Consider the following 26,495-nt stretch of genomic DNA (forward strand, 5'->3'; position numbering starts at 1 on the left):
CCGCCTAGACGACTTCCTCCCTGGACTTCGCCTTCTCGTCCCGGGTGGGCTCCTCGCCGCCGCCGGTCGGCAGGGCGACCGGCTCCGGTGCCGGACCGGTCTTCGAGGGCAGGTGGTTGAAGAGCAGGTTCAGGACGATCGCCGTCAGACAGCCCGCGCTGATACCGCTGTTCATCACCGTCCGGAACCAGTCGGGGAACTGCTCGTAGATCGTCGGCACACCGACCGGGAGCACGCCCATCGCGACCGACACGGCCACCACCGTCAGGTTGTGGTTCCCCTCGAAGTCGACCCCGGCCAGCGTGCGCAGACCGCTCGCGGCGACCGTCCCGAACATCACCAGGCCCGCCCCGCCGAGGACCGGCGCCGGAACGGCGGCCACCACCGCGCCCAGCTTGGGCAGCAGACCCAGCAGCACGAGGACGCCGCCCGCGGTGGCGACGACCCAGCGGCTGCGTACCCGGGTCATGCCCACCAGGCCGACGTTCTGCGCGTACGCGGTGTAGGGGAAGGTGTTGAAGACGCCGCCGAGGACGGTCGACAGTCCGTCGGCACGCAGCCCGTCGGAGAGACTGCGCGGCTCGACCCTGCGGCCCGTCATCTCGCCTACCGCGATGAGGTCTCCGGTCGTCTCCGTCATCGTGACCAGCGCGACGACCAGCATCGAGATGATCGCCGACGCCTCGAAGGCGGGCGCACCGAAGTGGAACGGCGTACTGATCCCGACCCAGTCGGCGTCACCGACCCCGTCGAAGTCGGTGAACCCGAACGGCACCGACACCGCGAGCCCCACCACGATGCCGATCAGCACCGCGATCCGGCTCAGGAACGCCGGTGCGAACCGCTGCACGGCGAGCACCACGGCGAGGACGAAAGCGGCGAGCCCGATGTTCTTCGGCGCCCCGAAATCCGCCGAACCGGCGCCGCCCGCCACCCAGTTGCCCGCGACCGGCAACAGCGAGACACCGATGATCAGGATGACGGTGCCGGTGACCAGCGGCGGGAAGAAGCGCAGCAGCCTGCCGAACAGGGGCGCCAGCAGCATGATCGCGAGCCCGGCCACGATCACCGCCCCGTAGATCGCGGGCAGTCCGCCGCCCGAGGTCCCGATCAGCACCATGGGCGACACCGCGGCGAACGTACAGCCCTGCATGATCGGCAGCCGTACGCCGAACCGCCAGAAGCCGACACACTGGATCAGCGTGGCGATACCGCACACCAGCAGGTCGGCGGTGATCAGATACGCCAGGTCGGCGGGCGACAGCTTCATCGCACCGCCCACGATCAGCGGCACGGCCACCGCGCCCGCGTACATCGCGAGCACGTGCTGGAGGCCGAAGGCGGCCAACTGACGTGCGGGTGGCACCTCGTCGACGGGATGAACGGGCACGGTCGTGGTCATGGGCACTCCAGGGCGGCGGCGGGGGCATCCGAACGGTCCGACCGGCCTGAACGCGCCGAACGGGCCGAACGGATCGGGCAGGCCGAACGGATCGGGCAGGCCGAACAGCACGAGAACGTACGGGGATTGAACAGTTTGTTGATTTCACCGGTGTTGCTGCTGTGTGTCCTGTACACCGATTCCGGCGGGACCAGCCGCCGTCCACAGCGCCGCCCAGTCCGGCAGCTTCACCGCACCCCGCCCGAGTGAGGCGCCCAGCGCCGCCTCGGCCCGCTCGATCGCCAGCCACCCCGCCCACTCGACGGGTTCGGCCCCGGCCTCCCGCAGCAGCCGGAGCGGTTCACCCGGCAGCTCCCGCCGGGCGAGGGCGGGGCCGTCCTCCAGCAGGGACGTCGCCGTCTCCTTCGCGCACGGCCGATTCGTGCCGATGACCCCGGTGGGGCCCCGCTTGATCCAGCCCGCCACGTACTCGCCCGGTGCCACCGCGCCCTCGCGCAGGACCCGCCCCGCGAGATGCGGCACCGTGCCCCGCTCCGGATCGAACGGCAGCCCCTCCAGCGGCACCCCGCGATAGCCCACCGACCGCAGCACCAACTGCGCCCGGATGTCCTCGTACCGCCCGGTGCCCGTCACCCCGCCGTGCCCGTCGGGCGCGGTCCGCTCGAAACGCACCGCGCCCAACCGGCCCTGGTCGGCGAGCAGTTCGACGGGCCGCAGGAAGAACCGGAGCCGGATCCGCCGTCGGACGCCACGGGCCGGTGCGGTCGCCGCCCAGACGCGCAGCACCTCCACGTTGCGCCGCTGCGCCGCCGGCAGCGCGGAGGGGTCGCCGTACGCCGGGTCCAGCGCCAGCTCGGCCTCGTCCACGACCACCTCGGTGTCCGGCAGGCCGGCCAGCTCGCGCAGCTCCTTGGTGGTGAAGCGGGCCTGGGACGGGCCGCGCCGCCCCACCATGTGGATCTCGCCGACCTCGCTCGCCGCCAGCGCGGTCAGCGCCGCCTGGGGGATGTCGGTCGGGCTGAGCTCGGCCGCCCGCCGGGCCAGGATCCGGGTGACGTCCACCGCCACGTTCCCCACGCCCACCACGACGGCCGAGCGGGCGTCATGCAGGAACCCGTCGGTGACGGTGTCCGGATGGGCGCTGTACCAGGACACGAACTCCGTCGCCGACCAGCTGCCCGGCAGCTCCTCGCCGGGTATCCCGAGATGCCGGTCGGTCGCGGCGCCCACGCAGTACACGACCGCGTGGTACAGCTCGCGCAGCCGGGCCGCCGGCACCCCGCCCGTCCCGACCCGGATCCCGCCGAGGAAGCGCACCCGCTCGTGCTCGAGCACCGTGCGCAAGGTGTTCTGGAGCGACTTGATCTTCTCGTGGTCGGGGGCGACGCCGTACCGCACCAGCCCGTACGGGCAGGGCAGCCGGTCCAGGACGTCGACGAGCACCTCGGGGTCCTGCTGGACCAGGCTCTGGGCGGTGTAGACCCCACTCGGCCCTGAGCCGACGACGGCGACACGCAGCACGCGGAACTCCTTACCCAGGGGGACGGAGGAGATCGCTGGTGTCTCCAGCATCGCATCAGGGCGGCTCCGCTGACAGGGTGCTGTGCGCGCTGGATGCGCGCGTGTCCGTTCGTATGGAAAGTGATCATGCGGTTACGTTGTGTGTGTGCTGGAACCATCGTTTCTTAATCTTTCTGATCGTTCCGCCGAGGACGGCACGGTGTCCGTGTGGCCCGCGTGGGAGGTCCGGGAAGCCGGGGGCGCCACTTCCTGGCTTCATGTGCGGCTGGGGTTCGTCGACGGTGCGTGGGTCGAGCTGCTGGCCGTCGCCTGCGGGGGGCGTGTCTCGGTCGAGGACGTCCGCGCCCAGCCGCCCCTGTCGCTCGCGGACCTCACGGTGCTCGCGGACTGGATCGAGGGGCCGCTGTTCGAGAGGTGTGCCGAACACGGCGGCCTCGACACGACGAGCGTGAACGTCGCGGACGGCACGGAGGGTCCGGACGATACGGAGGGCGCGGTCGGCGCGGAGGGCGCGGAGGGTGCGGAGGGTGCGGTCGGCGCGGAGGGCGTGGACGACGCGGACGGCGTGGGTGTCGCGGACGACGTGGACAGCGTGGGAGTCGCGGACGGCGACGGTGCCGTGGACGGCGGGTGCGGCGCGGAGGGTCTGCGGGAGCCGGCCGTCGGCGGGGACGGCGACGAGCCGCTCGGTCCCCGGCGGGCCCGTCCCGCCTGGCCGCGTGGCCTCGAGGGGCGGTGGCTGGTGGCACAGGAGTACCGCGCGGCCCAGGGGGAGGGGGAGGACCCCGTCCTCGCGGTCATGCGCGCGACGGGGCGCAGCCGCCGCAGATCGCTGAGGCTGATCGCGCAGGCGCGTGACGCGGAATACCTGACGCCACGTCACGCACGGCGCTGACAGGGCTCGTTGCCGGGGTGCGTGGACCGGCCGAGGGGCGTTACTGCATCCCGCGCATCCGGGCGATCTCACTCGTCTGCTGCGCGATCACGTCGTCCGCCATCTCCTCGATCCGTACGTTGTTGCCCTGTGCCTTGACGTCCGCGGCCATGGTGAGGGCGCCCTCGTGGTGGGTGATCATCAGGGTGAGGAACAACGCGTCGAACGCCTTGCCGCGGGCCGCGCGCAGCTCGGTCAGCTGAGCCTCGGTGGCCATCCCGGGCATCGCCGTGTGCTCGTGCCCGCCGGCCGTCTCGTCCTCCCCGTATGTCGTGAGCCAGCCCTTCATCGCCTCGATCTCCGGCCCCTGTGCGGCGCCGATCCGCGACGCGAGGCCCTTGACGGCTGTCGACCCGGCCTGTTTCGGGACGAGTCCGGTCATCTCCAGGGCCTGGGTGTGGTGCTGGATCATCATCCGCGCGTACGCCACGTCGGCGGAGTTGGGCGTGTCGTCGTCGGCGCGTTGCTCGGCCGCGTCCTGGGCGGAGAGGGTCCGGTTCGAATCACCCGGTTTGCCCGGCGCGATCACCGAAGGGCCGCTCGCGGCACCCGACTTGGTGTCCGGCCCGGAGTCGCAGCCCGCGAGGGCGAGGGCGAGCAGCAGCGAGGCTGAGACGAGGGGCGCGCGGCGGACGAGCACAACGACCTCCTGAAGCAGGTGAGTTGAGGGCGGGGATGCCGTCCTCGTCTGGATCTTCGCACCATGGATCGCACCGAGGGGCCGAGAGATTCATTACGAGTGCGTTGCCAGCCCTTGATATGTGCATGATGAAGACGATACTTCGGAGCACCGCGAACCGTTCCACGTGAACGGCGACAAGGGAGGACGCAGTGACCCTGTTGAACGACCTTCGAACGCGACGCAGACGGCTGGGAGTGGCCGCCGCGTGTACCGGACTCCTGGCCGCGCTCCTGACCGCGGTCCCGGCGGCCGCGACCCCCGACCCGGGGGACGGACCCGCCGTGCAGCAGGAGGTGTCCCAGGGCGCCCGGGCCGAGGCGGCGGCGGCGATCGCCGACGGCGAGATACCGGGACAGGACGAGATCGTCCACTCCGCCAACATCGAGCATCTGACGAACATCCCCAAGGACGCCCTGCCCGGCACCAACTCGGACCTGGCCTTCCAGGGCAAGTACGCCTTCTCCGGCAACTACGACGGCTTCCGCGTCTTCGACATCAGCAACCCGAAGTCCCCCAGGACCGTCGCCCAGGTGCTCTGCCCCGGCTCGCAGAACGACATCTCCGTCTCGGGCGACCTGCTCTTCCTGTCCACCGACTCCTCGCGCAGCGACAGCAGTTGCAACAGCACCACGCAGCCGGTGACCGAGAAGTCCTCCTGGGAGGGCATGAAGGTCTTCGACATCAGCGACAAGGCGAACCCGAAGTACGTCGCGGCCGTCGAGACCGCCTGCGGCTCGCACACCCACACCCTGGTGCCCGAGCGCAAGAACGTCTACGTCTACGTCTCCTCGTACTCGCCGAACGCCGCCTACCCGGACTGCCAGCCCCCGCACGACGGCATCTCGGTCATCAAGGTGCCGCGCAAGTCGCCGGAGAAGGCCGCGATCGTGAGCTTCCCCGTGCTGTTCCCGGGCGAGGGCCCGGACGGCGGCGGCAACCCGGGCTCACCCACCAACCCCGGGGTCTCCAAGACGACAGGCTGCCACGACATCACGGTCCTGCCCTCCAAGGACCTGGCGGCCGGCGCCTGCATGGGCGACGGCATCCTGTTCTCCATCAAGGACCCGGAGCACCCGAAGGTCATCGACCAGGTCCAGGACAACGTGAACTTCGCGTTCTGGCACTCGGCGACCTTCAACCAGAAGGCGAACAAGGTCGTGTTCACCGACGAGCTCGGCGGCGGCGGCGCGGCCACGTGCAACGCGGCGATCGGGCCGGACAAGGGCGCCGACGGCATCTACGACATCGTCGGCAAGGGTGACAAGCGCAAGCTGGTCTTCCGCAGCTACTACAAGATCCCCCGCCACCAGGCGGACACCGAGAACTGCGTGGCCCACAACGGCTCGTTGATCCCGGTCAAGGGCAGGGACATCATGGTGCAGGCCTGGTACCAGGGCGGTGTCTCGGTCTGGGACTTCACCGACTCGTCGAAGCCGAAGGAGATCGCCTACTTCGAACGCGGTCCGCTCGACACCCAGGTGCTGAGGGGCGGCGGCTCCTGGTCGGCGTACTACTACAACGGCTACATCTACTCGAACGACATCGCCAAGGGCTTCGACGTGCTGAAGCTCAGCGACCGGCGCACCGACCCGGCCAAGCGGGTCCGTGTCCCCGAGCTCAACGTCCAGACCCAGCCGGACTACTTCGACTGATCCTCGTTCCGCGGTGCCGGCGGGTCGGTCGCGAAGAAGCGCGACAGATCCGTGTCGGTCCTCCCGCCGGGCGCCTCGGCGTCCGGCGGGACCCCCTGCTCCCAGTCGAGCCGGTAGCGCGCGAACAGTTCGGCGCGCAACGTCGTGAGCGGCAGGGGCACGTTCGGCAGCACCATCGCGTAGACGGCTCCCATCAGCTGGGAGCGCAGCATCGGGTAGTCGTGGTCGACGTCCTGCGACCCGCGCCGGGCCGCGGTGTCCCGCAGCAGTTCGGCCAGCCGCTGTTGCTCCGGGCACTGCACGAACCCCTCGGCCTGCAGAAGGCCCGCCATGTGCTGGCGCATGAGCACCGTACGGTCCCGGGCCAGGCCCAGGATCGCGTCGATGGCCCGCGCCATCCGCTCCCGGCCGTCCTCGGTGCGCGGCTCCCGCTCCAGCGCCTCCTCCAGCGTGCGGTGCATCAGCCGGTGCACGGCCGACTGGACGAGCTGACGCTTGCCGGGGAAGTAGTAGGACACCAGACCGCGCGCCGAGCCGGCCCGGTCCGCGATGTCGCCGAGCGTCGTCGCCTCGTACCCGCGCTCGCTCACCAGCTCCACCGCGGCTTGAAGGAGCCGCTCCCGGGAACGGCGCCGCAATTCTTCATTGACCGAGGCGCTGCGCGGGGACATCCTGGAACTCCTGCGTTGACTGGCTGCCAGCCAACTATACTCAGGGACAACCCGGTGAGGTTCCGGATCGGAGCACACCGGGCTGCCGCCTGCTCTGGGCGACGCGGGGGATCGTCCAGAGTGGGCGTGCTTTTCCCGTAATGGTGGCCTCAGGCGACCGTCTGGTCGTCGGTGGAGAGCGGGCCGGTGTCGCCGGGTCGGCCCACCAGGTCCAGCACCGTCCGCAGCGCGTCCGGACGATCGGCCGCCGGCAGATGGTCCACGAAGTGCACCGCGCAGCCCAGTGCGGCCGCCCCGCCGTCCGCGCGCCGGTCGTCGCCCACCATCAGAGTCCCGCCGGGAGCTGCGTCCAGGGCCTCGCACGCGACCGTGAACAGCCGGGGGTCCGGCTTCTGGAAGCCGTGCTCGTACGACAGCGTGTACGCGTCGACGTACCGGTCGAGGCCGTGCTCCCGGAACACCGGCCGCAGATCCCAGCCGATGTTGCTGACCACGCCGACCCGGAGCCCACGCTCACGCAGCCCGCTCAGCACCTCGAGGGCGTCGGGGTAGGGCGCCCAGGCCGCCGGCGTCCTGTGCCGTTCGTACAGGGCGTCGTACAGCGCCGGATCCGGCAGCGGCACCTGACGGGACAGACCGGTGTACGCGGCCCGGTGCAGCGCCGCGCTCTCGTCCCGCACCCGCCACACCCCGGCGACTTCGGCGGGCAGCCGGACCGGACTAGCCCCGCCGGGCAGCGCGCCGGCCGTCTCCAGGGCCCGCGCCTTCGCGGCGAGCTCCGACGCGGGCAGCGAGACGCCGGCCGCCTCCAGCACGGCCCGCAGCCAGGACTCGGCGGACTCGATGCGGAACAGGGTCCCGGAGAAGTCGAACAACACAGCTGTCATGCGCATGGGGCCGAGTCTATGAACCGGGCGGATCTCACGGGCCCCGTACTCCTTGCCGGATCACGGATCACGGATCACGGATCACGGATCACGGATCACGGATCACGGATCACGCGGAGCCGTGTTCCCTGCGAGCGGAAGATCGCAGGGTCAAGGCCGCCACCGCCTGTGCGCGGCGATCGCCACGGTCACCAGCAGGGCGCCCAGGAGCCAGCCGCCCAGGACGTCCGAGGGCCAGTGCACGCCCAGCCAGATCCGGGTCAGTCCCACGCCCGCCACGGAGACCACCGCCACCGCGAGCGCCGTACGCCACACGACAGGTGGGACGCCGTGCCGGTGCAGCAGCCACAGCAGGAGGCCGAACACCACCGTGGCCGTCAGCGCGTGCCCGGAGGGGTAGGCCGCGTAGTGGGCGGAGTCGACCGGGTCGGGCCAGACCGGGCGTTCGCGGCCCACCCAGGCCTTGAGGGACTGCTGGATCAGTGTGCCCACCGCCGACGTGACGACCAGCCACCCGGCCGTCCACCAGGCCGCGTGTCGCCACACCAGCCACACGGCGACCGCCGCGCCCAGCAGACGCATGGTCAGGGGGTCCCAGACCCAGTCCGTGAGGATGCGGCAGACCTGGGTCATGTCGGGGTCGGCGACGGCCCAGCGGTGGGTGGTGCGGGCGATGTCGCCGTCGACGGAGATCAGGGGATGCCAGTCGGCCGCGACCAGGGCGAGCAGCAGGGCGGAGCACAGTCCCAGGACCAGCGCGGTCCGGAGTGCGACGCGCGGAGCCGGGAGGCGGGGCGGGGATTCGACGGACGGATGGTGCATACGGAGATCCTCGCCGAACGGTGGGGCCGGAAGCGAACCCGGCGCGATCGGTCCCGGTTCCGGGGCGGTCGGTGCGGGGGCCGGGGCGGCCGGTCGTAGCCCCGGGACGGGTGGTCCGGCCACCACCGGGGCGGGCCGGTCGGTCCCGGTGCGCGAAGCGGCCGGGCGAGGCCCCCGGGGCGGCTGCCGGGGCCCCGAGGGGGGCGTTCCTGTCGCCGAGGGGCGCTGCCCGGCGGCGGGAGGCACGGTTGCCGGGCCGGTCTCCCGAGGGGGCGTCCTGCCGCCGGGGGTATCGCCCGGCGGCGGGCAGCAGGGCAGCAGGGCGGCAGGGTTGCCGGGCCGGTGGCCGGAGCAGGCGTTCTTGCCACCAGGGGGGGCGCCGCCCGGAAGCGCGAAGCAGGGCCGGTCTCCCTAAGGGGGCGTCCTGCCGCCAGGGGGGCGTCGCCCGGCTGCGGGAGGCAGGGCTGCCGGGCCGTGGGTGGAGTGCTGGTCGTGGCTTCGGGGTGGCTTCTGCGGAGCCGTCGGGGTCAGCCCAGTGTCCGAAGGGCGGGGACCAGGGTTATCAGTACCGGGACCACCGGTACGAGGGAGGCCGCCGCCGTCAGGCGCAGTCTGCGGGCCGCGGTGAGGCGGCCGGGCGGGGTGAGCAACCGGTGCACGCGCTGCGGGACATGGGCCTGCGGGGCGGGGGAGGGGCCGAACACGCCCCGGTCCTCGTTGAGTTCGACCAGAGCCAGCGCGGTCGTCAGCCGGCCGAAGCGCCGGGAGGCCATGTCGTCGGCCGACAACTCGACCAGCCGGTGCATCTCGTCGCGGAACGCGGCGAACACCGGTACCTGCGGAAAGCCGGTGGCCAGCGCCGTCGAGCAGTTCAGCAGCCAGTCGTGCCGCGCCTGGGCGTGACCCTGCTCGTGGGCCAGCACGGCATCCAGTTGACGCCCTTTCAGGCGACGCAACGCGGCTGTCGTGACCACCAGTTGGGGTGCGGCGCCCGCCAGCCACCAGGCGTCGGCACGCTCGCCCTCCAGTACGAGCAGTCGGCCGGACGCGGAGTCCTCGCCCGGCAACAACGGCGCACGCAAACGCAGTTCGGCGTGCCGGGACCGGCGTCCGGCCCGGTTGCGCAGTACCTCCCGTACGAGCATCGCCCCGCTCCACAGCCCGCCGCAGGCGAGCGCCACAGCGGTCGCCGCCGCCCAGGGGCCGGCCGCGCCCAGCGCGTACGCCTCCACCACCGAGCGCGGGGCCGGCGCGAAGACATGCCCGCGCACCGCCTGCCAGGCCGCCGCCGCGCTGAGCGTCATCGACAGCGCGCAGCACAGCAGGACCGCGGCCACCACACACTGCCACGCCCACAGCGCGACCACCGGTTCGTGGTCCGGCCAGTCGGCCCGGGCGATCAGCCGGGGGGCGATCACGGCGGTCAGGGCACCGAGCAGCAGCAGTACCGCGGGGACCATCATGGGCAGCACCCTATGAGCGGCGCACCGCTCAGGGGTACGGCTTCTCGTGGTGAAGTGACGCAGGCCACGCCCGAGTTGGGGTTCACATGGTCAGCAGCATGGCGAGCATCCCGATCCCCATCGACAGCCGGCACGCCCGTGCCACCTCGGGCCGGTCGCTCCAGGCCACCGCGGCGCCGCCCGCCCCGGCCACCGGCAGCAGCCGGACCCCGGCGAGCAGGACGTACCCGGTGAAGTACAGCAGCAGCACCCCCGTCAGCAGCGGGACGTCGGAGCCGCCGTGTCCGTGCTGGTGCGCGGGCGCGGCGGCCATCACGGCCGCCATGTAGACCATGGCCGCGGTCCCGACCAGGTGGTGCAGGTGGTGGGCGCCGGCGCGGGCCGCCCACAGGGCCCGCAGCGCGGCCGTCCCGAAGACCGCCGCGAAGGCCGGCCAGGCCCACGCGGGCGGGGTGAACGCGGCCGCGGGCACGGCCATCGCCGCCATCCCGAAGCCCATCAGCGCCTCGCCGCCCGCGGCCCTGCGCTGTTCCTCGACCCCGCTGCGCATCCGCAGCAGGCAGTAGGCCCCGGTCGCCGCACACAGCGCCACCAGCAGCCAGCCGGGCGAAGCCGGTCCGTGCACGCGCACCTCCCCGCTCGACGTTCGCAATCGAGGGTTGCGATGCCCAGGGCACACCGTGCGCACGCGGGCGCAAGGGTGTACACGGGGAGCATTCGACGGAGCACGAGATATTTCACGGGTAAAACACATGCTAAATTAGTGGGTATGAGCAGTGCGACCCCGCAGCACCCCCGCCCCGAGACCCGCCCCGGACCGCGCGGCGGTCAGCCCGGCGGCAGGCACCGTGGGCGGCGACCCGTGCGCCGCCTCCCGATCGCCGGAGTGCTGCGCCTCGGCCGGCCCTCCGACATCTGGTTCAAGCCCGCCCTGAGCGTGATCGCCGCCGTCGCCCCGCCGAACCTGATCCTGCTGGCCCTCGGGCGGCTGGACCTGGCGCTGTACACGATGGCCGGGTCCCTGTGCGCGCTGTACGCCCACAACCGCCCCTACGCGGCCCGGGCCCGTGTCCTGGCCTGGGTGGTGCTGGGCATGACCGGCGGCCTGACGGTCGCCCTGCTCGCGGCCTCGCTGACCACCGACGCCGTCGCCCTGGTCACCGTCGGCGCGCTGCTCGCGGCCGCGCAGAAGGCCCTCTGCGACGCGACCCGCCTCGGCCCGCCCGGCAATGTCGTCCTCACCTTCATCAGCTCCGCCGCGCTGTTCACACCGCAGAGCCCCGGGCAGGTCCCCGGCCATCTGGGACTGGCACTCGCCGCGGGCGCCTGGGCCTGGCTGATCGGCATGGCGCCCGGGCTGCTGCGGCCGCACGGCCCCGAGCGCCGCGCCACCGCCCACGCCCTGAACGCGGCCGCCGCCCACGCCGCCACGGACGGCACCGGCGACGGCCACGCCCGGACCCGCGCCGCCGCGGCAGGCGCCGTGCACGCGGCCTGGCAGACCCTCCTGTCGGCCCGCGCCACGGAGGCGCGCAGGGCCCTGGAGCGCCTCGTCGTGCGCGCCGAGATCGCCCTCGCCGCCCCCGCCGACACCGACCCGAAGCGGCTGCGCGACTGGGCCCGCGACCTGCGCGGCACCGGCCCGGTCCCGCACCCGGGCGACCTGGTGGACGACGACGAACTCCTCGGCGTCGACGCCGAACTCGCCACCGGCCGAACGCCGTTGTGGCTCCGCCTCGGCCCCCTGGCGCCGATCGCCGCACGCACCGCCCTGGGCTGCGCCCTCGCCGGATACGCCTCCCTCGCCCTCGGGATCGGCCGCCCCTACTGGGCCCTGGTCACCGCCGCGTCCCTCTACCAGGCGAACGTCACGCTCACCTGGAGCCGTGGAGTCCAGCGCGTCGTCGGCAACCTGGTCGGCGTGCTCGCCTTCGCCGCGCTCGTCCCGCTCGCCCATCTCACCCAGGCCGCGCTCGTCCTGGTCTGTCTGGCGCTGAACTTCGGCGCCGAGGCGCTGATCAGCCGCAACTACTGGCTCGGCAGTGTCTGCGTGACCCCGATGGCCCTGCTCATCACCGAGTTCGCGCAGGTCCAGGACTCGGGCCGGCTGATCACCGAGCGGCTGGTGGACACCCTCGTCGGAGCCGTCGTCGGCTTCGTCGCCGCGGTCGCCGTCACCAACCGCAGGGCCGGCGACCGGCTCGGGCACGCCCTGACGGCTGTCGAACGGTCCCGCGAGCAGGCCGCCCGCCTCCTGGCGGAGCCCCGCCCGGCTCCCGGCACCCTGGAGTCCGCCCGCCGCGGCCTCGCCGCCGCTCTGGTCGACCTGCGAGCCACCGCCGACGCCGCGTCCGGCGAGTGGTGGCAGCGGGCGCTGCCCGAGGAGCGGGTCGTGTCGGCCGAACAGTCCGGACACCGTACGCTCGCGGCGACGGTACGGCGCCAGGGGCTGCTCCTGGACCGGGACGCGAGCACGGGAGCGGAGGACGTACGGCGATGACGGCGACGCAGGGACGGGCGGCGGCCGGGAACGGGACGGGGGAAGGGCGGGCGACCGGGGAGGGACCGTCGGCCGAGGCCCCCGGAACCACCGGTGACCGCCCCGGGAGCGGCGACGGGCGGGGCAGCGGCGACGCGCGGGGGAGCGGTGGCCGGAAGGGCGGCGGCGCCCCGTCACAGCCGGCACAGCCGATTCAGCCGGCACAGACTGTCCAGCCGGCACAGACTGTCCAGCCGGCACAGACTGTCCCGCCGGGACAGTCGGTACGCAACGACACCGTCGCCGCCGTCGTACGGCAGTGGCAGACGGTCAGGCCGGACCTCGACACCGGCCCCATGGAGATCATCGGCCGCGTCAACCGCTGCGCCGCGCTCCTCCAGCAGGCCGAGGACGCGCCCCTGCGGCGAGCCGGTCTGAGCCGTGCGGAGTTCGACCTGCTCGGCGCGCTGCGCCGTACCGGCCACGAGCTGACCCCGGGCGAACTGGCCCGCGAGACCTTCTCCTCCGGGGCTGCCGTCACCAAGCGGCTCAAGCAGCTCACCGAGCGCGGCCTGGTGGAGCGTCGCGTCGACACCCGGGACCGCCGTGTCGCGCACCTCCGGCTCACCGACGCCGGGCGCGACCTCGTCGACGGCATCATGCCCGAACAGCTCGTCTACGAGAGCGCCGTGCTGTCCGCCCTGGACGACGGCCGGCAGGGCGAACTGGCCGACCTGCTGGGCGAGTTGCTGAGCCGACTCGAGGGACACATGAGAGCGCTGCGGGTCTGAGCGCCGCGCCGGCGCGGGGCCGGACCACGCGACCCGCCGCGTTCACCCCTCGTCTGCCGCCCGGTACACGCCGAACACCGCGCCCTGCGGGTCCCGCAGCACGGCGATGCGCGGCCCGTCCGGCACCGAGGTCGGTTCCATGAGCGTCGTGCCGCCCGCCCCGACCGCCGTCCGGGTGGACTCCTCGACGTCCGCCACCGCGAAGTACGGCAGCCAGTGCGAAGGCACCTCGGGAGGGAACTTCTCGTCCATCGTGATCACGCCGCCGAAGTCCGCGCCGCCGACGCCCCACTGGAGGTAGTTCTCCGAGGAGCGGACCGTCCAGCCGAACACCGTGGTGTAGAAGGCCTCCGCCCGGTGTCGGTCGCGGGTCAGCAGCTCGACCCAGCCGAGCGAGCCGGGCGCGTTGAACAGCCCGGCGCCCGGGAAGGTCCGCGCCTGCCACAACTGGAACGCGGCCCCGGCCGGATCGAGGGCGACCACGAAACGACCCACGTCGAAGACGTCCATCGGGCCGACCAGCACCTTGCCCCCGGCCTCCGTGAGCAGCCGCGCGCTGACGTCCGCGTCGGTCACCGCGAACGACACGTTCCAGGCGCAGGGCTGCGCTTCCTGGTACAGGGGGGTGAGCGCGGCGACGGCCGCTTCGCCGAGATGCGCGACGGTGTAGCCACCCGCCTCCTGACGGGGATCCGTCTCCGCGCGCCAGCCGAAGAGCTCCGCGTAGAACCGCTTCGCCGCCTCCAGGTCACTGGTCCCCAGCTCGGCCCAGCAGGGCCCGCCGGGCACGGGCGCGTCGAGCTTCATGGCGTTCCTTCCGAAAGGGACCCCCTCCAGCACGCTATGCCTCGGCCCGCGCGACGGCATCCGGTGGCCGCCACCGCCCGCAAACACGGCCCGGCCAGGCCCGATGCCCCCGGCTGCCGCCACCGAACCGCCCGACACCACCCACCGAACCACCCGGCTGCCGCCACCGAACGGCCCGGGCCCCCGGCTGCCGCCCGCCCCCCGGCTGCCGTCCGGCCTCCCCGGCTGCCGCCCGCCCCACCCCGGCTACCGCCCGGACCTCCCGGCTGCCGCGCGGCCCCCGGCTACCGCCGAGCATCCGCCCGGTCTCCCTGGCTGCCGCGCGGCCCCCCGGCTGCCGCCGGGCAGCCGCCCGGTGGTCCGCGGGTGGCTCAGATTCCCGGGCGGTAGCGGATCGGATGGTCCGCCGGTACCTCCACCAGCACGATCGGTGTGCCGTCCGGGTCGGCGATCCACATCTCGAGGAGCCCCCACGGCTCCCGCACCGGTGGCCGGACGATCTCCACCCCCTCGGCGCGCAGCTCGTCGTGCGCCGCCGTCACGTCCGGTACCTGGAGCCACAGCCGTACGGCGGGATCCGGCGGTGTCTCCGAGCGGCCCGAGACCTCCAGGAAGCCGCCGCCGAGGAAGTAGACGACCCCGCGCTCCGGCCCCGTACCGAACTCGCGGTAGACCGCCAGGCCCAGCCGCTCCCCGTAGAAGGCGCGGGAACGCTCCGGATCGGTCGGCCGGAGCAGGGTCCTGCTGCTGAGTACGTGCACCATGCAGCCGGAGCCTACCGGCGCAGGGTCTACGCTCGGCGGTGCCCCAGCAGAGTCAGAGACCGGAGATCGCGCGCATGGACACCGCCGCCACCGCATTCACCTTCCGCGACGCCGTCGACACCGACGTGGACGCGCTCGTCGCGCTCGTCGAGTCGGCCTACCGCGGAGACACCAGCCGGGCCGGGTGGACGACCGAGGCGGACATCCTCCATGGGCAGCGGACCGACCCCGACGGCGTGCTCGCGGTCATCAAGGCGCCGGACAGCCGACTGCTCACGGTCGAGCGGCAGGGCCGGATCGTCGCCTGCTGCCAGCTGGAACACCGCGGCACCCACGCCTACTTCGGCATGTTCGCCGTCAGTCCTACGGTCCAGGGCGCCGGCCTCGGCCGGACGGTCATGGCGGAGGCCGAGCGGCAGGCCCGCGAGAACTGGGGCGTCACCGAGATGCACATGACCGTGATCTCCGTACGCGAGGACCTCATCGCCTGGTACGAGCGTCGCGGCTACCGGCGTACCGGTCGCATGACCCCCTTCCCCTACGGCGACGAGCGCTTCGGCATTCCGCAGCGCGACGACCTCCAGTTCGAGCTGCTGGTCAAGGAACTCGGCTGACCTTCAGGGCACGGCCTAGGCCGTGAAGCGGCCCGTGCGCCTGATCTCGGGGTAGTCGGTGGTCGCGCCGTCGAGTTCCAGAGCGCGGACGAGCCGCAGCTGGTCCTGGGTGTTGACCACCCAGCCGATGATCCGCAGGTCCTGTTTCCGCGCCTCCTCGACGATCTCCAGGGTGAGCCGGCGCAGGTTGAGGCAGACCGTCGCCGCGCCGGCCTCCACGGCGCGGTCGACGATGTCGAGGCCGTAGCGGCTGCCGATGAGGGCGGTGCGCACCCCGGGTACGAGGCGCGCGATCTCGGCGACGGCCTCGTCGTGGAAGGAGGACACCTCCACGCGGTCCACCAGGTCCCGCGCCTGCATCACCTCGGCCAGCGCCCGCGCGGCCTGGACGTCCTTGATCTCGGCCTGGAGCGGGAGCCGCACGGCGTCCACGACCTCCTCGAAGGACGGCACGCGTTCCCCGCGGCCCGCGTCGAGGGTGCGCAGCTCCGCGAGGGTCTGGTCGGCGATGGGCCCGGTCCCGTCGGTCGTCCGGTCCACATCGGGGTCGTGCATGACCACCAGAGCGCCGTCCTTGCTCAGGTGCAGATCGAGTTCGATGACGTCGAGGCCGGCGTGTTCCGCGGCGACGAAGGAACGCAGGGTGTTCTCGGGCTCGACGCCCATGACTCCGCGGTGACCGATGGTGAGGAAGTTCAAGACACGACTCGCTTCCGTCGACGGCTGGGGCCGGAGGAGCACGCAGCCTAGTGGCCCCGGGCCGCCATGGACATGTGCGTGCACCGAGGGTTCCTCTACCCGCCCCGCGCGAAGATCCGACCCGTCGGACCGGCACTAGCGGAAGTAGCCGCCCCTTCGGTGTCCGGCAGGAAAAAGTGCGGTGAAGATGCGAGAGCGCAGGATAATTTCCGGAAGGTCCACTTGCTGGAGGAAACCCCCTATGCATACGGTGTCCTGACGTGAGCTTCTCCAGTGAAGGATGGGACATGACGGAAATTCTTGTGCAGGCGACCACGGGGGAGCAGGTTTCTCCGGCGTCCAGGGTGGTGGAGCACCCGGCGTGGCGCGTGCTCAAGGATGCCGTGGAGCGGATCAGGCCCTGGCAGTCGAAGGACGGGTCGATCGACTTCGCGGCCGAGGGCGCACCGCTGCGCGCCGACGCCGAGCAGGCCGTCCGGGGCGTGATCGAGGCCGTCGAGGAGCTGTCCCCGCTGCTTCCGCACGACGCCGACTACCACCGGGCGCTCGCCGAGGACCTGCGGGTCTGGGCCGACGGCGGCTTCGAGGTGCCGGACTTCCTCGACTCGCTGCTGGCCTTCCAGCCCGCCGCGAACCGTCGTGACGGTCTCCAGCACCTGGTCGTCTTCGCGATGTACACGCAGAACGGCAACCCGGACCGCAACCTGGAGGCGGTCGTGCTGCGCATGGTCTGGCCCCAGTGGCTGGCCGAGCTGGAGCGCACCCGTTACGACAACCCGCTGTTCTGCGGCATCACCTTCGAGGACTTCACGGCCGGCTACGACACCAACTCCGCCGTCCTCTTCCCGGAGACCATCGCCGTCCGCGAGGCGCCGGAACGTTTCTCCTGGGGCGGCATCTTCTGCGACCGCGAGGCCGCCCGCTTCCGCCGCGTGACCGACGCCGCCGTCGACGTCCTGGGCCTCTCGCTGCCCGAGGACATCGCCGCCATGGTCCACGACCAGAAGCGCTGCGAGGAGGCCTTCGTCCTGTGGGACATGGTCCACGACCGCACCCACAGCCACGGCGACCTGCCCTTCGACCCCTTCATGATCAAGCAGCGCCAGCCGTTCTGGATGTACGGCCTGGAGGAGCTGCGCTGCGACCTCACCGCCTTCAAGGAGGCCGTGAAGCTGGAGGCCGACGGCGTCCCGCAGGCCCGTGACGTGCAGTACGCGGTCCTCTTCGACCGCATGTTCCGCTTCCCGGTCACCGGAGACCGGGTGCGCAACTACGACGGCCTCGGCGGCCAGCTGCTCTTCGCCTACCTGCACAAGCACGACGTCGTCCGCTGGACCGACAACAAGCTGCACATCGACTGGCAGCGGGCCCCGCAGGTCACCAACCAGCTGTGCGCCGACATCGAGCAGCTGTACCGCGACGGCATCGACCGCCCCAAGCTCGTCCACTGGTTCGCCGCCCACGAGCTGGTCTCCGCCTACCTCGCCCCGCACCCGGGCTCCAAGTGGGCCAAGGGTCCCGACGCCCTGGACCTGACCCAGCCGCCCCGCAGACTCGTGGACGACGTGCTTCCGGACGAGTTTCCGCTGAGCATGTTCTATGAGGCACTGTCCAAGAAGCTGAAGAACGTGATCGCCTCCACCCGGGGCATCACGGCGGACGGCACCGAGCGGATCGCCGCGTGAGCGACCTGCGTACGGAGAACACTGCTCAGCAGGAGGCGAAGACCATGGGGAACGGGGCTCTCAGCGGTGCGGTGATCGCGGTGGCCGGTGCCGGCGGACCGGCCGGCCGGGCGGCGCTGCTCAGGCTCGCCGAGGCGGGCGCGATCGTCGTCGGCGCGGACAACGACCCCGAGCGCCTGGCGGAGGCCGTCGACGCGGCCCGCTACGGGGCCGGGGGCGCCACCGTCACCGGCGAGCCGGTCGACCTGCTCGACCTGAACTCGACGCGGGACTGGGCGCTCCGGGTCGAGAAGGAGTTCGGCCGGATCGACGGCGTGGTCCACCTCGTCGGCGGCTGGCGCGGCAGCGAGACGTTCATCAAGACCAGCCTGGACGACTGGGACTTCCTGGAGCTCCTGCTCGTCAAGACCGTGCAGCACACCTCGCTCGCCTTCTTCGAGGGCCTGCAGCGCAGCGAGCACGGCCGGTACGTGCTGATCAGCGCCGCCGGCGCCTCGAAGCCCACCGCGGGCAACGCCGCGTACGCCGCCGCCAAGGCCGCCGCCGAGGCCTGGACCCTTGCCCTCGCCGACGCCTTCCAGAAGGCCGGGGGCGCCGCGGGGCCGACCTCCGCGGCTGCGATCCTGGTGGTGAAGGCGCTGGTGCACGAGGCGATGCGCGCCGACCGCCCCAACGCGAAGTTCGCGGGCTTCACCGACGTGAAGGACCTGGCCGAGGCCATCGCCGGAGTCTGGGACAAGCCCGCCCCCGAAGTGAACGGACAGCGTCTGTGGCTCACCGAGCAGCCGTGAACCCTCCGAAGACCGACGCGCGGCGCCATCACGACCCGGAGGTCCGCGGTTTCGCCAGCGACAACTACGCCGGGGCCCACCCGGAGGTGATGGCCGCCCTGGCCCTGGCCGACGGCGGCCATCAGGTGGCGTACGGCGAGGACGACTACACCGAGCACCTCCAGGGGATCATCCGCAGCCACTTCGGTCCCACGGCGGAGGCCTTCCCGGTCTTCAACGGCACCGGCGCCAACGTCGTCGCGCTCCAGGCGGTCACCGACCGCTGGGGCGCGGTGATCTGCGCCGAGAGTGCGCACATCAACGTCGACGAGGGCGGCGCGCCGGAGCGCATGGGCGGACTGAAGCTGCTCACCGTGCCCACCCCGGACGGCAAGCTCACCCCCGAGCTGATCGACAAGCAGGCCTGGGGCTGGGAGGACGAGCACCGCGCGATGCCGCAGGTCGTCTCGATCACCCAGAGCACGGAGCTCGGCACGCTCTACACGCCCGACGAGATCCGCGCGATCTGCGACCACGCCCACGCGCACGGCATGAAGGTGCACCTGGACGGTTCCCGGATAGCCAACGCCGCCGCCTCGCTGAACGTCCCGATGCGGACGTTCACCAACGCGGCCGGCGTCGATCTCCTCTCGCTGGGCGGGACGAAGAACGGCGCGCTGTTCGGCGAGGCGGTCGTCGTCATCGACCAGGACGCCGTCCGTCACATGAAGCACCTGCGCAAGCTGTCCATGCAGCTCGCCTCCAAGATGCGCTTCGTGTCGGTGCAGCTGGAGGCCCTGCTGGCCAGGGACCTGTGGCTGCGCAACGCCCGCCACGCCAACGAGATGGCCCAGCGGCTCGCCGAGGGCGTGCGGGCCGTGCACGGCGTGGAGATCCTGTACCCCGTGCAGGCCAACGGCGTGTTCGCGCGGCTCCCGCACGAGGTGAGCGAGCGGCTCCAGAAGAAGTTCCGGTTCTACTTCTGGGACGAGGCGGCGGGTGTCGTGCGCTGGATGTGCGCGTTCGACACGACCGAGGACGACGTGGACACGTTCGTCGCCGCGGTCAAGGAGGAGATGGCGCGATAGCGGTGCCGAGGATTGCATAGGTATGCGGTCACCTGAAAAGTCATTGACTCTCGGGTGATCGCTTTCCTATGCTTTCCCGTCATGGAGCTGATCCAGGAGAACCCTGACCTCTCGGCCTATCTGGCTGCTGACGACGTCATCGACCATCACCACCCACGGGTGCGGGACACGGCCGCACGCCTCGCGAAGGATGCGGAGGACTCGTATGGTTATGCGCGCCTCGCGTTCGAGTTCGTCCGCGACACCATCCCCCACTCGCAGGACGCCGGTGACCCGCGCGTGACCTGGCGCGCCTCGGACGTACTGGATCAGGGCATGGGCATCTGCCACGCCAAGGCGCATGCCCTGGCCGCCCTGCTGCGGGCCGAGGACATCCCGACCGCGCTCTGCTACCAGCGGTTCGTGCACGACGAGGGGGCCGGGCACGCCCTCCACGGGCTTGTCGCCGTGCGCTTCAACGGGGCCTGGCACCGCCAGGATCCACGCGGCAACAAACCGGGCGTGGACGCGAGGTTCTCCCTGGAGGGCGAACACCTGGCCTTCGTGCCCGACCCCACGGCGGGCGAGGTGGACTACCCCGGCCTCTACGCCGCACCGCACCCGGCCGTCGTCGGCGCGCTGAGGGCCGCCCCCGACCGTCCGCACCTGTGGAGGACCCTCCCCACCGCGCTGTGACCACCCCGCCGCGGACCCCGGCCGTCGCGGTCGCTAATCTCCCCGGCATGGGTGATGGGGGAGAGGCCCGAGAGGCCGGTGCGGACGGGAACGAGGACCTGGAACAGGACGCTCCGCCCGATCCCGGCGGGCCGCACGACCCGCCCGGTGAGCGGCGGCGCCTCGTCGCCCGGCTGCGGAAGCACCCGCTGCTCGGCTCCGCCGCGGCCCTGGCCCTCCTCGCGACCGCGACCGCCGTGCCGATCGCCCTCGCCGGCTCCGGGGACGGGACCCCCTGCCGAAAGCTCCCCGCCGCCACCCGCGCACTGGCCCGGAACCCGGCCGCCGCGACCCGCGCCCTCGACCCGGGCGACGACCTCGCCCGTCTCGACGCCGTACGCGAACTCCTCGTGTACGAGCACCCGTGCGGCGACGGCGCCGAGGTGCTGGGCGAGATCGTGGACGCGGCCACCCGGGCCACCGGCGCCCGCAACCCGCACACCCTGGCCCAGGCGCGCGGTGCCTTCGCGGTGGCCGCCGCCCTGAACGGGGTCGACCTGCCCGACGGGATGGCCCCCGGGGTGGCCCGCATGCTCGCCCAGTACGTCGTCGACCAGAACCGCTACACGGGCTCCGACGACGACGCCTCCCTGCCCGCCGTCCCCGCCGGGTCGGCCGCCCCCGACGACGAGGGCTGGACCACCTACGGCCGTTTCCTCGCCCCAGGCGAGGCACACGCGGACTTCGAGCACACCCAGCCCTACTCGGACGTCGAGGCCGACCCGGAGCAGCTGGTCGCCGAACTGGCCAAGGACCCCGAGGCCTTCGCGATCCTCTACTCCGCCGAGCGCGCCTGGCTGGCCTACTACCTGGAGCGGCTCGACGGGCAGGGGCGCGACCCCGACTACCGCCCGAAGCCGGGCAGGGACGGGTACGAGACGGACGAGACCTACTGGGTCGACAGCGACCTCGAGCACATGGCCGACCGGGTCGGCGCCCTGATGAAGTACCGGGCCCGCTACGCCCGCGACGGCACCGTCCCCGACGTCACGGCCTTCGACGCGGCCGTCCGCCGCCACACGCCCGGCGTCTATCTCGCCCACACCACACAGCTGACCACCCGTCCGCCCATGGCCGGGATCGCCGGACGGTACGCGGGGCGGATGCGCGGTGACCTGATGGACGGCCGGCACCAGCTGCTCAGGGTGGTGTCCATCTGGGCGTCGGCGCGCAAGGTCCCGAAGGCGCGGGCCGACGTCATGCGGCAGGCGATCGACGACCGCTACGTACGGGCGCTCTGGCTGACGATCTGACGACGAGCCGGGTCAGGAGTCGTCCACCTCGAGGCCGGTGCAGCCCCGCCGCTCCACCTGTGCCGCGGCGAACGCCCGCAGCAGCGCCCGCTCCTTCGCCCGGTCGACGCCCGGGATGTCCTCGGAGGCGTCGAGTCCGAAGTGGGCGGCCTCGCCGGCGCAGCGGGCGCTCGCCGTCACGGAGGGGCGGTCGGGGTCGTCGCCGGAGACGAGCCGGTTGCTCCAGTCCCCGAACCAGGCGACGAAGTCCATCTCCTTCGTGTCGCCGTTCGCGGACTCGTCCTCGAAGGTCACCTCGCAACCACCCGTCGGCGCCGCGTCGGTGAGACGGACGTCGACCTTCCAGCGCGTCGGGTCCGGCAGCCCCGCCCCGGCCAGCGGGCCGCAGGCCGTGCCCCGGGCGGAGGCCAGGGGGACCGTCTTCGGTTCGTCCTCGCCGGGGTCGGCCGGGCTGACGCCCTCAGGCGCCGTCAGCGGCTCGGCGCCGCATCCCAGGCGCTTCGAGGCGGAGTTGGCGAAGGCGACGGCGACCTCGTAGGAGGCGGGCAGGCGCCAGGAGCCGTTGCGGCTGACGCCCGCGTGCACCAGCAGCTTGCGCTGCCGGCCGTCGGCGTCCTTGCCCAGGTCGGGACAGGGCAACAGGAACTGGAGGGTGCCGAGGCGGGAGACGAACCCGGGCAGCCCGGCCGGCATCGCGGCCTGGGAGTCGAATCCGCTCTCCGGGAAGGCGGACATGAACTCGCGGTCCACGTCGTCGCGCCGGGTGTAGGCGTACAGGGACAGCAGCCGCCAGTCGGCACTGTGGTCGCCCGCGACGGTGACCTCGCAGCCGTAGTCGCCGAGCGCCTTCACCCCGCCCGCCTCGGTGCCCGTGACCCGGGCGCCCTCGGGCATCAGGTCGCGGACGGCGCCGTCGGGCAGCACGCCGTCGCAGGCGGTGCGGATCACCCACCACTGGTGGACGTACGGCTGGGCGATCCAGCCGCCCAGACCGAGCACGGCCGCAGCCACGACCGACACCTTGAGCCAACGCCGCATCTTCGCCCCCGTAGCGCGTTCGGCAGACAACAGCCGACAGCCGGCCCGACGTCCGCTCGGCGCCCCGGCACCCGGCTTCCCGTTCTCGCCGGGACCCTATCGGCCGCCGCCGCTCCCGCGGGGCGCGGGGTCACGGAAACGAACCCCGGCAGGCGAACGCCGGCCGGGGAACGTGAACGCGCGCGAACCGCGTCAGCGCGCCTCGGCCTCGCGCACCTGCTCCGGCGTCGGCGCGGTGCCGCCCAGGTGGGCCGGCATCCACCAGGTGTCGTTCGCGTCCTTGGGGCGGACGGGATACGCGCGCTGAGCGGCCTCCAGCAGCTCCTGGACGCGCTCGCGCAGCTGCCGGGTGATCGCGCCCGCGTACTTGTCGCGGGAGGCCTCCATGGCCTCGCCGACGCGGATGGTGACCGGGGTGTGGCTGCGCTTGAAGTTGCGCGGGTGGCCCTTGGTCCACAGCCGCTGCGTACCCCACAGGGCCACCGGGATCAGCGGGACGCCGGCCTCCTGGGCCATCCGGGCCGCGCCCGACTTGAAGCTCTTGAGCGTGAACGACTGCGAGATGGTGGCTTCGGGGAAGACCCCGACGATCTCGCCCGAGCGCAGCGACTCGAGCGCGTGCGCGTAGGCCGTCTCGCCCTGGTTGCGGTCCACCGGGATGTGCTTCATCCCGCGCATCAGCGGGCCCGAGATCTTGTGGCGGAAGACGGACTCCTTCGCCATGAAACGAACGAGTCGTTTCTGCGGGAGCGCGGCCAGACCGTCGAAGATGAAGTCGAGGTAGCTGATGTGATTGCTCACCAGCACGGCTCCACCAGAGCGCGGGATGTTCTCCGACCCCTTGCAGTCGATCTTGAGGTCCCAGGCCTTGAACAACGTCTGGGCGAGGCCGACGACGGGGCGGTAGACAATCTCTGCCATGGGCGGGGCGGACCCTTCCTTCTCTTTGCCGGGGAGGCGCTCCCGGCGGCAAAGTTACGCAGCCGTAGGTTTACGGCATCTCGCAGATCGTGCCCGAAGAACGGCCGGGGAGCCAGCCCCAGTGCCCGGGAACGGCGAGATCCTCGTCACTTCGGCCCCCCCCTTGATCCACCTCGGGCTTTTAAGTTGTCTTTACTCCGCGCGTACCGCGACCCGCCGCACGAGCAGGTACATCTCGCATCCGAGGCAGTACCCGAAAGCGGCATTGAGGAAGGCGGCCGCCAGCGCCGCCCCGGTCGCCGCGAGGCCCAGCCAGTCCGGACCCAGCGTGAATCCGACGAGTCCGACCCCCGCGAAGAGCAGACCCACCGCCTGCGCGAACCGCGGCGGCTCCGGCGCCTCGAACTCGGCCGGCGGCCCGATCCTCGGCCGCACGGCCGTGCGGAACACCCAGCCGTACGGTGAGCGCCCCACCCCGCCCGCCGCGCCGAGCGCGAACGCCAGCGTCTGCCACGCCAGCAGCCAGGCGTTGCCGCTGATCAGCACGACCGCGAGTACTACGGTCGTCACGGCGGCCCCGAAGCGCGGGCCCCTCGCATCGATGTCCATGAATCAAGCATTCCGCAACGGAAACGATTCCTGGGGTCGGGAATCTTTGCAGTCTCGTGAACGCTGGAGGACCTGATGACCGGACTGCTGGTGTGCGTGGCGGTGCTCGCCGCGGCGAGCACCTACGGAGTGCTGCACAAGCGGCGGAGCGGGAGGGTGCGGGTGCGCGGGCGCGACGACGGCAAACGGCTCGGAGCGGACCGGCTCGGCGGCGAACTCGGCGAACGGGCCACGCTCGTGCAGTTCTCCAGCGCCTTCTGCGCACCTTGCCGGGCCACCCGCAGGGTCCTCGGCGAGGTGGCCGGCGTGGTCCCCGGAGTCACCCACATAGAGATCGACGCCGAGGCGCACCTGGACCTGGTCCGCGAGCTCGACATCCTCAAGACCCCGACCGTCCTGGTGCTCGACGCCGACGGTCGCATCGTCCGGCGCGCCACCGGCCAGCCCCGCAAGGCGGACGTCCTCGCGGCCCTGGGGGAGGCTGTGTGATCCGCCCGCGGGGGACGGTGAGGCATCTCCCAGATGCCGGAACGTACTTGACTGCGCGCGCCACCTATCGTCAGCCTGACCGTATGCCTGAGGAACTCCTTCTCCACGGACGGGTCCACGTCGACCTGGTCCGTACCGCGAGCGCGCGCTGTCCGGGCCGTTGAGCACCCACGGCCCGGCTCGCCACCTCCCGCAGAAGGACAACCCCATGACGGCCATACCCGGCCTCGGCTCCCCGCACCTGGCCTCTCCCGACCTCCTGCGCTCCGTCTTCCGCCGGCATGCCGCGGGGGTCGCGGTGATCACCGCCGCCGGTGAGGGCGGTCCGGTCGGCTTCACCGCCACCTCCCTCAGCTCCGTCTCCGCCGAACCCCCGATGCTCTCCTTCGGCATCGGCACCGGCGCCTCCAGCTGGCCGGCGCTGTCGCGGGCCACTCATGTGGGCGTCCATATACTCGGTGAGCACCAGCAGGCGCTGGCCGCCACCTTCGCCAGGAGCGGCGCCGACCGCTTCGGGGCGCCGACCGCCTGGCGCGACGGTCCCCAGGGTGTCCCGGTCCTGGACGACGTGCTGGCGTGGCTGGTGTGCCGGGTCGTCGCGCGGGTCCCGGCGGGCGATCACCGCATCGTGCTGGCCGAGGTGGTCCTGGGCGATCCGGAGGGCGCGGGCCGTCCGTTGCTCTACCACCAGGGGCAGTTCACCGCCCTGCGGGATTGATCACTGCCCGGCTCTCCTGCGAAGTCGTCGAGTTCCGATTACGCTGCGTTGCAAAGGTCACAGTTCAAAGCGCTTGCTTAGCGGGAACGAACTGGGTGTACTGACGAGTAATATTTCGGTCGGAGCGCGGGCCGCCCCGACCGGGATCGGCCGATTGTGGCGCCTATGCTGCCTGGAAGAAGGCAGCCGAGAACTGACGATGCAGTAGGAGAGCCGGCGTGAGCTTGAGGATCGTTGTCACTGTGAAGTACGTGCCCGACGCCACTGGCGACCGGCACTTCGCCGATGACCTGACCGTCGACCGGGACGACGTGGACGGTCTGCTCTCCGAGCTCGACGAGTACGCGGTCGAGCAGGCGCTGCAGATCTCCGAGAACTCCGACGACGACGTGGAGATCACCGTCCTGACGGTGGGCCCCGAGGACGCCAAGGACGCGCTCCGCAAGGCCCTCTCCATGGGTGCCGACAAGGCGATCCACGTCGAGGACGACGACCTGCACGGCACCGACGCCATCGGCACCTCCCTGGTGCTGGCCAAGGCGATCGAGAAGGCCGGCTACGACCTGGTCATCTCCGGCCTGGCCTCCACCGACGGCACCATGGGCGTCGTCCCGGCCCTGCTGGCCGAGCGCCTGGGCGTCCCGCAGGTCACCCTGCTCTCCGAGGTCTCCGTCGAGGACGGCACCGTCAAGGGCCGCCGCGACGGCGACGCCGCCTCCGAGCAGCTCGAGGCCTCCCTGCCGGCCGTCGTGTCGGTCACCGACCAGTCGGGCGAGGCGCGTTACCCGTCGTTCAAGGGCATCATGGCGGCCAAGAAGAAGCCGGTTCAGGCCTGGGACCTGTCGGACCTGGACCTGGAGGCCGACGAGGTCGGCCTCGAGGGCGCCTGGACCGCGGTCGACAGCGCGACCGAGCGTCCCGCCCGCACCGCGGGCACGATCGTCAAGGACGAGGGCGAGGGCGGCAAGCAGCTCGCCGAGTTCCTCGCGGGCCAGAAGTTCATCTAAAGGCCCTTCGCCGAC

The 26,495-nt window shown here is 72.1% G+C and carries 27 protein-coding genes; 13 read left to right on the plus strand and 14 right to left on the minus strand.

Going from position 1 to position 26,495, the window contains the following annotated elements; translation table 11 throughout:
* Positions 1 to 4 precede the first annotated feature (4 nt).
* Both ABT070_RS06300 and ABT070_RS06305 read right to left on the minus strand, forming a co-directional pair.
* Positions 5 to 1,402 (minus strand): nucleobase:cation symporter-2 family protein, encoded by a 1,398-nt coding sequence (locus ABT070_RS06300; RefSeq protein ID WP_351755436.1) that lies wholly within the window; start codon positions 1,400 to 1,402, stop codon positions 5 to 7.
* 144 nt (positions 1,403 to 1,546) lie between these two features.
* The gene (locus tag ABT070_RS06305) at positions 1,547 to 2,923 is read right to left on the minus strand and encodes an FAD-dependent oxidoreductase (RefSeq protein ID WP_451099841.1); all 1,377 of its coding nucleotides are present in this window, start codon (positions 2,921 to 2,923) and stop codon (positions 1,547 to 1,549) included.
* A 259-nt stretch (positions 2,924 to 3,182) separates the two neighbouring features.
* Between ABT070_RS06305 and ABT070_RS06310 the strand changes: the two genes are divergently transcribed.
* The gene (locus tag ABT070_RS06310) at positions 3,183 to 3,818 is read left to right on the plus strand and encodes a DUF6214 family protein (protein WP_451099843.1); all 636 of its coding nucleotides are present in this window, start codon (positions 3,183 to 3,185) and stop codon (positions 3,816 to 3,818) included.
* Positions 3,819 to 3,858: 40 nt separating this feature from the next.
* On the opposite strand, the gene ABT070_RS06315 is transcribed toward ABT070_RS06310, so the two are convergent.
* Positions 3,859 to 4,497, minus strand: coding sequence for a DUF305 domain-containing protein (locus ABT070_RS06315; protein WP_351755441.1), 639 nt, complete (start codon positions 4,495 to 4,497; stop codon positions 3,859 to 3,861).
* 191 nt (positions 4,498 to 4,688) lie between these two features.
* Here ABT070_RS06315 and ABT070_RS06320 point away from each other — a divergent pair, with 191 nt between their 5' ends.
* Positions 4,689 to 6,191, plus strand: a complete 1,503-nt coding sequence (locus tag ABT070_RS06320; RefSeq protein WP_351755443.1) for an LVIVD repeat-containing protein — start codon at positions 4,689 to 4,691, stop codon at positions 6,189 to 6,191.
* Here ABT070_RS06320 and ABT070_RS06325 read toward each other — a convergent pair.
* From ABT070_RS06325 to ABT070_RS06345, 5 genes are all read right to left on the minus strand, one after another.
* Positions 6,179 to 6,862 carry a TetR/AcrR family transcriptional regulator gene (locus ABT070_RS06325; RefSeq protein ID WP_351755446.1) on the minus strand — a complete coding sequence of 228 codons (684 nt, stop codon included), beginning with the start codon at positions 6,860 to 6,862 and terminating at the stop codon, positions 6,179 to 6,181. The two genes, ABT070_RS06320 and ABT070_RS06325, sit on opposite strands and share 13 nt — an antisense overlap.
* 149 nt (positions 6,863 to 7,011) lie before the next feature.
* Entirely contained in the window at positions 7,012 to 7,749 is a 738-nt protein-coding gene (locus ABT070_RS06330) for an HAD family hydrolase (protein WP_351755988.1), read from the minus strand.
* A gap of 150 nt (positions 7,750 to 7,899) precedes the next feature.
* Entirely contained in the window at positions 7,900 to 8,571 is a 672-nt protein-coding gene (locus ABT070_RS06335) for a phosphatase PAP2 family protein (protein ID WP_351755449.1), read from the minus strand.
* Between the two features lie 527 nt (positions 8,572 to 9,098).
* Entirely contained in the window at positions 9,099 to 10,034 is a 936-nt protein-coding gene (locus tag ABT070_RS06340; protein WP_351755452.1) for a M56 family metallopeptidase, read from the minus strand.
* Between the two features lie 82 nt (positions 10,035 to 10,116).
* Positions 10,117 to 10,659 (minus strand): DUF5134 domain-containing protein, encoded by a 543-nt coding sequence (locus tag ABT070_RS06345; RefSeq protein ID WP_351755455.1) that lies wholly within the window; start codon positions 10,657 to 10,659, stop codon positions 10,117 to 10,119.
* A gap of 144 nt (positions 10,660 to 10,803) precedes the next feature.
* Here ABT070_RS06345 and ABT070_RS06350 point away from each other — a divergent pair, with 144 nt between their 5' ends.
* A complete protein-coding gene (locus tag ABT070_RS06350) occupies positions 10,804 to 12,534 on the plus strand; it encodes an FUSC family protein (protein WP_451099726.1) in 1,731 nt (576 codons plus the stop codon).
* Between the two features lie 191 nt (positions 12,535 to 12,725).
* Entirely contained in the window at positions 12,726 to 13,304 is a 579-nt protein-coding gene (locus ABT070_RS06355; RefSeq protein WP_451099846.1) for a MarR family winged helix-turn-helix transcriptional regulator, read from the plus strand.
* Between the two features lie 42 nt (positions 13,305 to 13,346).
* Here the strand turns inward: ABT070_RS06355 and ABT070_RS06360 are convergent, their stop codons facing one another.
* Both ABT070_RS06360 and ABT070_RS06365 read right to left on the minus strand, forming a co-directional pair.
* Positions 13,347 to 14,111 carry a VOC family protein gene (locus ABT070_RS06360; protein ID WP_351755461.1) on the minus strand — a complete coding sequence of 255 codons (765 nt, stop codon included), beginning with the start codon at positions 14,109 to 14,111 and terminating at the stop codon, positions 13,347 to 13,349.
* 371 nt (positions 14,112 to 14,482) lie between these two features.
* Positions 14,483 to 14,875 (minus strand): VOC family protein, encoded by a 393-nt coding sequence (locus ABT070_RS06365; RefSeq protein WP_351755464.1) that lies wholly within the window; start codon positions 14,873 to 14,875, stop codon positions 14,483 to 14,485.
* 74 nt (positions 14,876 to 14,949) lie between these two features.
* Between ABT070_RS06365 and ABT070_RS06370 the strand changes: the two genes are divergently transcribed.
* Positions 14,950 to 15,489 (plus strand): GNAT family N-acetyltransferase, encoded by a 540-nt coding sequence (locus ABT070_RS06370; protein WP_351755467.1) that lies wholly within the window; start codon positions 14,950 to 14,952, stop codon positions 15,487 to 15,489.
* A 15-nt stretch (positions 15,490 to 15,504) separates the two neighbouring features.
* Here ABT070_RS06370 and ABT070_RS06375 read toward each other — a convergent pair whose 3' ends face one another.
* A complete protein-coding gene (locus ABT070_RS06375) occupies positions 15,505 to 16,188 on the minus strand; it encodes a glycerophosphodiester phosphodiesterase (RefSeq protein ID WP_351755470.1) in 684 nt (227 codons plus the stop codon).
* Positions 16,189 to 16,475: 287 nt separating this feature from the next.
* Here ABT070_RS06375 and ABT070_RS06380 point away from each other — a divergent pair, with 287 nt between their 5' ends.
* The 5 genes from ABT070_RS06380 (at position 16,476) to ABT070_RS06400 (ending at position 21,698) form a co-directional block, all read left to right on the plus strand.
* Positions 16,476 to 17,873 carry a DUF6421 family protein gene (locus ABT070_RS06380; protein WP_351755473.1) on the plus strand — a complete coding sequence of 466 codons (1,398 nt, stop codon included), beginning with the start codon at positions 16,476 to 16,478 and terminating at the stop codon, positions 17,871 to 17,873.
* A gap of 44 nt (positions 17,874 to 17,917) precedes the next feature.
* Positions 17,918 to 18,664 carry an SDR family NAD(P)-dependent oxidoreductase gene (locus ABT070_RS06385; RefSeq protein WP_351755992.1) on the plus strand — a complete coding sequence of 249 codons (747 nt, stop codon included), beginning with the start codon at positions 17,918 to 17,920 and terminating at the stop codon, positions 18,662 to 18,664.
* Positions 18,661 to 19,731, plus strand: a complete 1,071-nt coding sequence (locus ABT070_RS06390) for a threonine aldolase family protein (RefSeq protein WP_351755476.1) — start codon at positions 18,661 to 18,663, stop codon at positions 19,729 to 19,731. Before ABT070_RS06385 ends, ABT070_RS06390 begins: the two co-directional genes overlap by 4 nt.
* An 81-nt stretch (positions 19,732 to 19,812) precedes the next feature.
* Positions 19,813 to 20,406 carry a transglutaminase domain-containing protein gene (locus tag ABT070_RS06395; RefSeq protein ID WP_351755478.1) on the plus strand — a complete coding sequence of 198 codons (594 nt, stop codon included), beginning with the start codon at positions 19,813 to 19,815 and terminating at the stop codon, positions 20,404 to 20,406.
* A gap of 47 nt (positions 20,407 to 20,453) precedes the next feature.
* The gene (locus ABT070_RS06400; RefSeq protein ID WP_351755481.1) at positions 20,454 to 21,698 is read left to right on the plus strand and encodes a hypothetical protein; all 1,245 of its coding nucleotides are present in this window, start codon (positions 20,454 to 20,456) and stop codon (positions 21,696 to 21,698) included.
* 12 nt (positions 21,699 to 21,710) lie between these two features.
* Here the strand turns inward: ABT070_RS06400 and ABT070_RS06405 are convergent, their stop codons facing one another.
* The 3 genes from ABT070_RS06405 to ABT070_RS06415 form a co-directional block, all read right to left on the minus strand.
* Positions 21,711 to 22,709, minus strand: a complete 999-nt coding sequence (locus tag ABT070_RS06405) for a hypothetical protein (protein WP_351755483.1) — start codon at positions 22,707 to 22,709, stop codon at positions 21,711 to 21,713.
* 219 nt (positions 22,710 to 22,928) lie between these two features.
* On the minus strand, positions 22,929 to 23,657 hold the full coding sequence (locus ABT070_RS06410; protein ID WP_351755486.1) for a lysophospholipid acyltransferase family protein: 729 nt from the start codon (positions 23,655 to 23,657) through the stop codon (positions 22,929 to 22,931).
* Positions 23,658 to 23,849: 192 nt separating this feature from the next.
* Positions 23,850 to 24,266 (minus strand): DUF4395 domain-containing protein, encoded by a 417-nt coding sequence (locus ABT070_RS06415; RefSeq protein WP_351755488.1) that lies wholly within the window; start codon positions 24,264 to 24,266, stop codon positions 23,850 to 23,852.
* Between the two features lie 75 nt (positions 24,267 to 24,341).
* On the opposite strand from ABT070_RS06415, the gene ABT070_RS06420 reads away from it, so the two are divergent.
* The 3 genes from ABT070_RS06420 to ABT070_RS06430 all read left to right on the plus strand — a co-directional run bounded on the left by ABT070_RS06420 (position 24,342) and on the right by ABT070_RS06430 (position 26,480).
* On the plus strand, positions 24,342 to 24,755 hold the full coding sequence (locus ABT070_RS06420; RefSeq protein ID WP_351755491.1) for a thioredoxin family protein: 414 nt from the start codon (positions 24,342 to 24,344) through the stop codon (positions 24,753 to 24,755).
* 208 nt (positions 24,756 to 24,963) lie between these two features.
* The gene (locus ABT070_RS06425; protein WP_351755494.1) at positions 24,964 to 25,473 is read left to right on the plus strand and encodes a flavin reductase family protein; all 510 of its coding nucleotides are present in this window, start codon (positions 24,964 to 24,966) and stop codon (positions 25,471 to 25,473) included.
* 218 nt (positions 25,474 to 25,691) lie between these two features.
* Entirely contained in the window at positions 25,692 to 26,480 is a 789-nt protein-coding gene (locus ABT070_RS06430; RefSeq protein ID WP_351755497.1) for an electron transfer flavoprotein subunit beta/FixA family protein, read from the plus strand.
* Positions 26,481 to 26,495: the final 15 nt, after the last annotated feature.

Origin of the sequence: Streptomyces sp. NPDC002884, assembly GCF_040295245.1 — a bacterium.
Taxonomy (GTDB): Bacteria; Actinomycetota; Actinomycetes; order Streptomycetales; family Streptomycetaceae; genus Streptomyces.

What these genes read in the sequence shown, in the direction of transcription:
- ABT070_RS06300 (WP_351755436.1), bottom strand. Translation starts at nt 1,402, where the DNA reads ATGACCACGACCGTGCCCGTTCATCCCGTCGACGAGGTGCCACCCGCA.
- ABT070_RS06325 (WP_351755446.1), bottom strand. Translation starts at nt 6,862, where the DNA reads ATGTCCCCGCGCAGCGCCTCGGTCAATGAAGAATTGCGGCGCCGTTCC.
- ABT070_RS06330 (WP_351755988.1), bottom strand. Translation starts at nt 7,749, where the DNA reads ATGACAGCTGTGTTGTTCGACTTCTCCGGGACCCTGTTCCGCATCGAG.
- ABT070_RS06335 (WP_351755449.1), bottom strand. Translation starts at nt 8,571, where the DNA reads ATGCACCATCCGTCCGTCGAATCCCCGCCCCGCCTCCCGGCTCCGCGC.
- ABT070_RS06340 (WP_351755452.1), bottom strand. Translation starts at nt 10,034, where the DNA reads ATGATGGTCCCCGCGGTACTGCTGCTGCTCGGTGCCCTGACCGCCGTG.
- ABT070_RS06350 (WP_451099726.1), top strand. Translation starts at nt 10,804, where the DNA reads ATGAGCAGTGCGACCCCGCAGCACCCCCGCCCCGAGACCCGCCCCGGA.
- ABT070_RS06360 (WP_351755461.1), bottom strand. Translation starts at nt 14,111, where the DNA reads ATGAAGCTCGACGCGCCCGTGCCCGGCGGGCCCTGCTGGGCCGAGCTG.
- ABT070_RS06365 (WP_351755464.1), bottom strand. Translation starts at nt 14,875, where the DNA reads ATGGTGCACGTACTCAGCAGCAGGACCCTGCTCCGGCCGACCGATCCG.
- ABT070_RS06370 (WP_351755467.1), top strand. Translation starts at nt 14,950, where the DNA reads ATGGACACCGCCGCCACCGCATTCACCTTCCGCGACGCCGTCGACACC.
- ABT070_RS06380 (WP_351755473.1), top strand. Translation starts at nt 16,476, where the DNA reads ATGACGGAAATTCTTGTGCAGGCGACCACGGGGGAGCAGGTTTCTCCG.
- ABT070_RS06385 (WP_351755992.1), top strand. Translation starts at nt 17,918, where the DNA reads ATGGGGAACGGGGCTCTCAGCGGTGCGGTGATCGCGGTGGCCGGTGCC.
- ABT070_RS06395 (WP_351755478.1), top strand. Translation starts at nt 19,813, where the DNA reads ATGGAGCTGATCCAGGAGAACCCTGACCTCTCGGCCTATCTGGCTGCT.
- ABT070_RS06400 (WP_351755481.1), top strand. Translation starts at nt 20,454, where the DNA reads ATGGGTGATGGGGGAGAGGCCCGAGAGGCCGGTGCGGACGGGAACGAG.
- ABT070_RS06410 (WP_351755486.1), bottom strand. Translation starts at nt 23,657, where the DNA reads ATGGCAGAGATTGTCTACCGCCCCGTCGTCGGCCTCGCCCAGACGTTG.
- ABT070_RS06415 (WP_351755488.1), bottom strand. Translation starts at nt 24,266, where the DNA reads ATGGACATCGATGCGAGGGGCCCGCGCTTCGGGGCCGCCGTGACGACC.
- ABT070_RS06420 (WP_351755491.1), top strand. Translation starts at nt 24,342, where the DNA reads ATGACCGGACTGCTGGTGTGCGTGGCGGTGCTCGCCGCGGCGAGCACC.
- ABT070_RS06425 (WP_351755494.1), top strand. Translation starts at nt 24,964, where the DNA reads ATGACGGCCATACCCGGCCTCGGCTCCCCGCACCTGGCCTCTCCCGAC.